Origin of the sequence: Marinobacter sp. (genome assembly GCF_052094685.1) — a bacterium.
Taxonomy (GTDB): Bacteria; Pseudomonadota; Gammaproteobacteria; order Pseudomonadales; family Oleiphilaceae; genus Marinobacter.
Map to the genome: position 1 here is coordinate 1 of NZ_JBQDKB010000135.1, position 7,405 is coordinate 7,405.

Consider the following 7,405-nt stretch of genomic DNA (forward strand, 5'->3'; position numbering starts at 1 on the left):
GCCCGAGCGGCATGAATCTGCGGGTCGTGAAGCAGCATGCGTTGATAGGCTCGTATCAGATCGAGCCTGCCATCGCTTTCTGCTTCCAGCTCCTGACGCAAATCGGTCAGACCCGACAGCGGCTCGGCATTCTGCTGGTCAATCCAGGAAGGGGGTATTTGCAGGTCGGTCTGCGCCCTGACTGGCGGCACATCCAGCATTGCCATTCCCAGGGCCAATGCAACAATCGAAATGAGGTATCTGGCTTTCGGGGGTTTGCCCAACGCCGTTTGGACGCCATTCATTGCTAAAGACAAGCGCGATAGGTTTTTATTACACGTGATCATTCAATCCTCCGTCAATGCCAGACGCGTACGGTCGCGCAGTGGTTTGAGCAGGTAGCTCATCAATGTGCGCTCTCCCGTTTTGATGAAGGCTGTCACCGGCATGCCGGGTTGCAGCCACAACCCCGGCAGCAGCTCACGCCCGTCAAGCTCATCCACACTGATTTCCACGTGGTAGTAAGGAACACCCTGATGATCTTCCAGGCGATCGGCAGATACCGTATTCACGGTGCCTGGCAGCTTGGGGGTAGACGCGCGATTGAAAGCGGCGAACTCCAATTCCACCGACTGGCCAGCTTGAATCTTGTCAACCTCCTGCACGGGCAATCGGCCTTCGACCATCAACGGCTGATCCAGCGGCACAATATCCATCAGCTTGTCGCCAGCGCTGACCACTCCACCCTGGGTGAATACCGTCAGGCCGGAAACGATACCTGCCGATGGTGCCAACACCTTGGTATTAGTCACTTCGTATTGAGCGCTATCCAGACGCCCCAGCAGATCAGCCGTGCGAGGACTGATTTCAGCCAGCGCCGTACGCAGCTCCTTCTGGTAGTCCTCCCGCTGCTGGATGAGACGCAGCTGGTATTCCTGCACCTGACTTTGCAGCAGACCCAGTCGACCCTCATCGTCCGCTACGGAACCGGCCAATTGCAGGTACTGGCGCTCCGACTCCAGCAAACGATTGCGTGCTAATAGCCCTTCCTCGGCCAGAGTGCGCTGGCTGGTCAACTGCTGCTCAAAGGTTACCCGCTGCTGACGGCGCGACTGCAGAATGCGCTGCAGGCTGTTACGTTGATCGGTCGAGCCATGTACGACCGCCTCCAGCCCGCCCAATGTGGCCTGCTGGGCGCTGCGGCGGCTATCGAACAATTGCCGCTGCGCCTGAATGATCTCGGCAGCTTGCGGGCTGCCTTCGCGCTCTGCCTGCAATAGCACTTCATCGAAGCGAATGAGCTTCAATCCGTCTCGCTCCGCCATCAAACGGTTTTCGCTCGCCAGGCTGCTCAGGTACTGAAAGCGCAGGGAGTCGAGCTGATTGGTTGCCACATTGGGCTCCAGTTCCACCAACACCTGCCCCTCGTCCACCGCCTGCCCTTCGGCTACCAGAATGCGCTGCACCTTGCCGCCAGTGATCGGCTGCACCGCCTTGCGGTTGCCGCTGACCACCACCTTGGCATCCAACGGCACGCCGGCATCCAGCGGCGCGAACAGCGACCAGCCGAGAAAGCCGATCACACCCACCAGCACGATCAGCCAGCCTAGGCGCACATAGTGACGGTCATCCACTGACAGCAGGTCGTCCCGAGGATCGATAAGGTCGTTGGGGTCGCGCACTGCAACGCCCATGCTCATTTGTGTGCTCATGCTCCCTCCCTGCGCGATGTGAAATTCATCGCCCCATAGGTTGGCATGGGCATGACGCGTGACTGTGGTTTAACCGGGGCTTGAGGCTGAGAGTGGGGCGGTTTGGGCGGGGCGGCACGATGCATACGTTGCATCACTTCGTCCAGCGGTCCAAAGTCGGCCTGGCCGCCGCCATGCAGCACCAGCAGCTTGTCAGCCCTTTTGAGGATGTTGGGCTTGTGGGTGATCAGCACCAGCGTGACGCCCGCCTGCTTGATACGGGCAACGGCCTCGGCCAGCATGGCATCGCCCGCCTCGTCTAGGTTAGCGTTGGGCTCATCCAGCACCACCAGACACGGCTCGCCATACAGGGCACGGGCCAGGCCCACGCGCTGACGCTGACCACCGGACAGGCCCAGACCGTTCTCGCCCAGCCGGGTGTGATAACCCTCGGGCAGTTGCAGGATTAGTTCATGCACACCAGCCATCTGCGCCGCGGCAATGACCTTCTGCTCATCCACTTCGCCAAAACGGGCGATATTCTCCGTCACCGTACCGGCGAACAACTGCACGTCCTGCGGCAGATAGCCCAGCAGAGTACCCAGCACCTCGGGCCGCCATTGGTCGAGCGGGGCGCTGTCCAGCCGTACCTTGCCGCGCAGCGGCTCCCAGGCATTGACCAGGCAACGCGCCAGGGTGGTCTTGCCCGCTCCGGAAGGGCCGACCACCACCAGCGTATCGCCCGCATCCAGCTTGAAGTTGATGCCGTGCAGCACCGGTTGCGTCTGGCTCGGCGGTGCGGCCAGCAGTTGCTCCACCGCCACCGCGCCAGTGGGCCGGGGAAAGTCCATGCCCTTGGCCAGCGGCGGGAAGTCCTCAAGCAGCTGGCTCAGACGTTTCTCGGCCTCCTTGACGCTGGTCCACTGGCGAGAAGCGCCGATCACCTGATCGATGGGCGCCAGCGCTCGGCCCAGCAGAATGGAGCCGGCGATCATCATGCCTGCAGTCATCTGGTGTTGCAGTACCAGCCAGGCACCTATACCCAGCGCAAGGGATTGCACCGCCATGCGCAGGGCCTTGCTCCAGCCCTGTATCTTGGCCATGCGCACACTGGCAAGATTCTGTTCACGCACATAGCCTAGATGCTGCTCCGCCCAGCGGGCGCGCAGATTACCCAACATGCCCATGCCGGCAATCACCTCGGCATTGCGCAGGTTGGCGCCGGCATCGCGACGTGAGGCGATTGCCAGCGCCCCAGCCTTCTGCAGATGCGGACGGCTGACCCGCTCATTGAGCCAGCCCAGCACCATCAGCACTACGGTTCCAGCCAGTGCGAACCAGCCCAATAGTGGATGAAAATAGAACATCACCAGCACATACACCGGGAACCAGGGTGCATCGAACAGGGCAAACAGGGATTGGCCGGTAGCGAATTGGCGCAACTGCTGAAGGTCTTCCAGCGGCTGAGCAGCATTGAGCTTGCCGGTCTTGAGGTTGGCGCTGAAGGCAGCATCGAATATGCGCGGCGCCAACTTTCGATCGAAACCCGTACCCAGACGCAGCACCACCAACGAGCGTACCCACTCAAGCGCACCCATCAGAGCATACATGCCCAGCAGAATGAGCGTGAGCATCAGCAACGTCATTTCGTTACCCGAGGCCAGCACTCGGTCGTACACTTGCAACATATAAAGAGCCGGGGCCAGCATTAAGATATTGATGACACCCGAGAACACGCCGATATGCACGAAGCTACGCTTGTAGGTCAGCAGCGCGCTGGCTAACTCGCCACGCGCAGCTCCCGCCGATTGGGTTTTACTCTCTGTTGTCACATCTTCAGCCTTTTTTGCGGAAAATAAGTCCCCCTCCCCGCTGAAAGCAGGGAAGCCGAATTCCGCCTGCAGGTTTAATTTGCAGGCCATTCCGCAAGCAGCTAAAATAAACAGCTTCCGGAAACGGAGCCTGGCCAAAAAGCACCAGGCTCCGGTACTACCCGGTCAAGTGGTGGATCTTCCCGCTAGAAAATCACCACCTCTTTTCCGGTCAAACCTCTTGCATTTCTGGAATGGCTGCTTACGCGGCCAGCAGGAGGTCGCTTTCGACTTCTGCCGCAGCGGAGGCAACGACGCCACCAACGGCATAATCTTCGGCAAAATCGTAGTAATCGATCGAAACACCTGTACCAGACAGAGCAGTATCAATGCTTGCCCACGAGTCGGTGATATCCGAACCTTTGGACTCCAGGTACTTGTCCAATGCCCACTCAAAGGTGGACACACCAGCAGCGTTCTCTTCAAACGCCAGGTTGTAGAGCACTGCGGAGTTGAAGGTGGCCGATTCGTAGTACCCCGGCTTAGCCATTAGATCGCCGAAGTCGATACCTGTTGCTGCACCACTTCCAGCCTGATTCAACAGAATGGAGTCATTCCCGTCAGTTGCACCGAATAGGGTTGCGGCGTAATCCGATACGATATTGAAGCCTTCGACAACCAGAAGCGGCTCACCCCCGTTGAAGGTCGTCACTGTGTACTGACCAGGCGACGCTCCGGCATCGTCCAGCGGCGTAGTTCCAAGGTACAGGCTATTCAGGGAGCCGGAAGTTTGCATAGCGAGCGCGGTAGTACCGAACACGGTATCCCACTGGAAACCACCAGTGGACTCCAACAGGTACTTCCCACCGGAAGGATCATTCAGCTTTACGCCTTGACCGCCGTAATAGTTGAAATCATAGATTTCGTTGCCGTTTCCAGTGTAGATATCGATACCACCGTGGTAAAGGCCATTCACATCGATAACCGAACCGATGTAAGCGGGATCACCACCACCAGCGTTGATACCCGTGTTGTCGTAGAGACCTTTCCAGGTGTTGATATTACTTTGCAAAGACATAATGTCTTCTCCTACTTAACAAGCCGGTCGCCACTCCGGCAGAAATTGCTTTAGCCGGAATGGCTAAAGCAGCGAAAGCTTAAAATCGATATTCAAAATTTCCGGTCACAGTGCGTCCTGGATAGAAGTTATAGCCATGAGTGGTCGGATTAGCATCCATCTCGTCCGTTAGGTTTGCTACATATACGCCGACCTTGAATTGATCGTTGAAACGATAATTGGCAAACAAATCGACTTTCATAACGCTAGGATAAAGATTGGCAGTAACAAACCCATCGCCGTCGGGCAAAGGGACAGAACCGTGAATATAACGCCCGATTCCGCCTTGAGCACTCTCTACATACCAATAGGAGGTACGTTGCTTGCCGGTGTAATGCAAGGTACCCCCCAGCTCCAGCTGATTCTGATAAGGCGTCAGTGCTGCGGTCAGACTGCCACTGATCGGCTCGATCTGCCCGTCTGCCACCCAGTTCCAACCGGAATAGCATAGACGCTCACCTTTACCAGTATGGGTATAGATAGCGCCCTTAGCACTTGCACTATAGACATTGCTATAGCCTTTACCACTGGGTGTTTGCCAGCTGCACATCTTGTTGTTATGCCGTAGCGGTAGGGTCAAGTTGGCACGCACATAAAACAGGGGCTGCTGGTAAGAAAGATTAAACTCAAACCCCTGATGAATCACCGCTTCCAAATTATTTACGCTGCCAAACACGCCCCCCGTGGGTAGGTTGTTTGCTTGGTTTTCCTGCCAAACTGGACCATAGCCTATGTAATTGCTAATGCGGTTGCGATAAAATCCGACGCCTACATTCAGAGTATCCTGATCCATCAGCCAGGCTTTGCTCTCATAGTTCACGCCCAAATTAAGCGACAGATTCTTCTCGGGTTCTAAATAAGGATTAGCGGTAAATCCTGCGCGCAGCCACATACCATACATATACATTTCGCTACTGGTAGGTGCTCGTTCGCTATAGCCCACGCTCGCATAGGTGGTCAGTCCCGTGCCGGGCCTAGTGTATTGCAGGGCAAAGTGGGCCTGCTTCAGGTCGTAGCGCTGTTTTTCATCACCCTCGCGCCAGACATCAGCAGTCAGAAACTCAGCAGCCTGCAGGGCCTCCATTTCCCTAGCCATATCTCTAGCTGTAAACCTGTCATATCCTTGTTGTAGAAAGATATCCGAATAATGACCTCTGGTGAGCATCATCCCCGCCTTGCGAATATTTCCGACCTTATAGCGTAGATTGTAAATATCCATAGATACTCGCTGCCAGCCGATGCCGGCATTGGCCTGCCAAGGGTGATCTCCTTCGGTGCTCAGGGCCAATGAAAACCCCGTGGTATTTGTGCGCGAATCTGGATCCCATTTTTGCCCGTGGTATTTGATACCGTGCATTTTCTCTATGTACTTCCCGTAAAACTCATCTTCGCCTAGGCTGTCGACGTTCTTGTTCCGTCGAGCCATTTCAACCCCGGCGTCTAGCCGCAACGATCCCAGTGCACCGGCATCGAAATGGCTGGCATTACCTAACTTAAAGCCGAAGGACTCGTTCTCCACAAAGTAATGCATCGGTTGGCCTGGCACGACGCTTCCTTGACCCTGAGCAACCCAACGCTGCTTGCGATCCTGCACTTCGTTAAACAGTTGCACTTGGGGATTAACGAGATCAGAAAAGGCACCCTTGTATTTCAGGCTGATAACCTGACTTTTCAGTTCAGCACCAACCGACCACCAGGACTGACCGCCCCACACCGCACCGTTTTCTGTTCCAGGCATAACGGAACTACCGTCTTTTTCTGGAATATAGATTATGGGTTGTTGATCCGTTTCGTATTTCGCGTAATTTTCCGTGACAAAGAGTTCTACGCTTTGATCATAAGGGTCATTAAAGAAGTGCCGCACCCGCAACATTTGCGCATCTGCATTGCGCTGTGTACCTTGCAGCTCACCAGATTTTGCTGCCTGTTTTAGCCAGTCGGCTTTATCAGAGCTCAGTTGGCAGTTCCTGAACCCGTCACGACCCGCGCCTGTAATACCGAGGACGCCCAAATAACGGCAGTCGCCTGCCACGCCTGCCACAGGGTGGAGATATGTATGCTTGCTGTCACGAAACTCCAGGTTGTTGGCATGAAAGTCCCGCATCATGTCACCCTTGTCGAAATTACTACCTATTTTATAGGCATCATTACTGCTATCTGATGCCCCAACCATTACATCCCAGCGTTCGTTGCGGCCACCTAGGAAAAATGATCCGGAGGGTTTCTCGCCATTTGCGTATTTACTGATTCCGGTAGAGCCGCGAATCATGCCACCAAAGTTCTTGCCAGGCAGCAGAATGTCATCCAGATCCATGTACTTGAAATCAACCGCACCACCCAAACTTCCCAAGGCGCCAGTACTAGTGTTGACTCCCCGAGTGACATCAATGGAACTGACAAGCCCAGGGTCAACAAAGATGGAACCTGTTCTTCCAATATCTTTGGTAAAGGCATGAAAATTCTGGGTCACACCTTCCAGTGATTGCGATACTCGCCCATAACCAACGATGCCTTGGACCTTGACGGAGGTTTCCGGCGCCGCATAAAGGTTATTTGCCGAGACGCCAGAAATCGAATCGAGTAAATCTGCCATGTGACTAGCCCTACGCCGCTCAACATCTTCCTTACTGGCTCCTGCGGTATTGCCGATTTTCTTTTCTTCTTCGGCGATTCCAATTACGGTCACGGCATCAAGATGATGCACGCCATCGGAGCCGGTGTTTTCAGCGGAGCTAGCCGCAGGCAGCGCGGTATCTTGTGCCAGCACCGGGTGACCGGCCAGCGCCAGAGCAATGGCCAGGCATAAC

The 7,405-nt window shown here is 55.6% G+C and carries 5 protein-coding genes; all 5 read right to left on the reverse strand.

What is annotated here, in order from left to right:
* Nucleotides 1-326: hypothetical protein (locus ACTH3S_RS17230; protein WP_441810244.1), on the reverse strand; the 326-nt coding region annotated here is incomplete at its 3' end.
* Nucleotides 327-1,691 (reverse strand): HlyD family type I secretion periplasmic adaptor subunit, encoded by a 1,365-nt coding sequence (locus ACTH3S_RS17235; RefSeq protein WP_441810245.1) that lies wholly within the window; start codon nucleotides 1,689-1,691, stop codon nucleotides 327-329.
* On the reverse strand, nucleotides 1,688-3,640 hold the full coding sequence (locus tag ACTH3S_RS17240; RefSeq protein WP_441810246.1) for a type I secretion system permease/ATPase: 1,953 nt from the start codon (nucleotides 3,638-3,640) through the stop codon (nucleotides 1,688-1,690). The genes ACTH3S_RS17235 and ACTH3S_RS17240 overlap by 4 nt, the downstream gene beginning before the upstream one ends.
* A 103-nt stretch (nucleotides 3,641-3,743) precedes the next feature.
* A complete protein-coding gene (locus tag ACTH3S_RS17245; RefSeq protein WP_441810247.1) occupies nucleotides 3,744-4,559 on the reverse strand; it encodes a hypothetical protein in 816 nt (271 codons plus the stop codon).
* Nucleotides 4,560-4,638: 79 nt separating this feature from the next.
* On the reverse strand, nucleotides 4,639-7,405 hold a 2,767-nt coding region (locus ACTH3S_RS17250; RefSeq protein WP_441810248.1), incomplete at its 5' end, for a TonB-dependent receptor domain-containing protein.

Bases quoted from the DNA above. Each gene is read 5' to 3' on its own strand.
- ACTH3S_RS17235 (WP_441810245.1), bottom strand. From the start codon at position 1,691: ATGAGCACACAAATGAGCATGGGCGTTGCAGTGCGCGACCCCAACGAC.
- ACTH3S_RS17245 (WP_441810247.1), bottom strand. From the start codon at position 4,559: ATGTCTTTGCAAAGTAATATCAACACCTGGAAAGGTCTCTACGACAAC.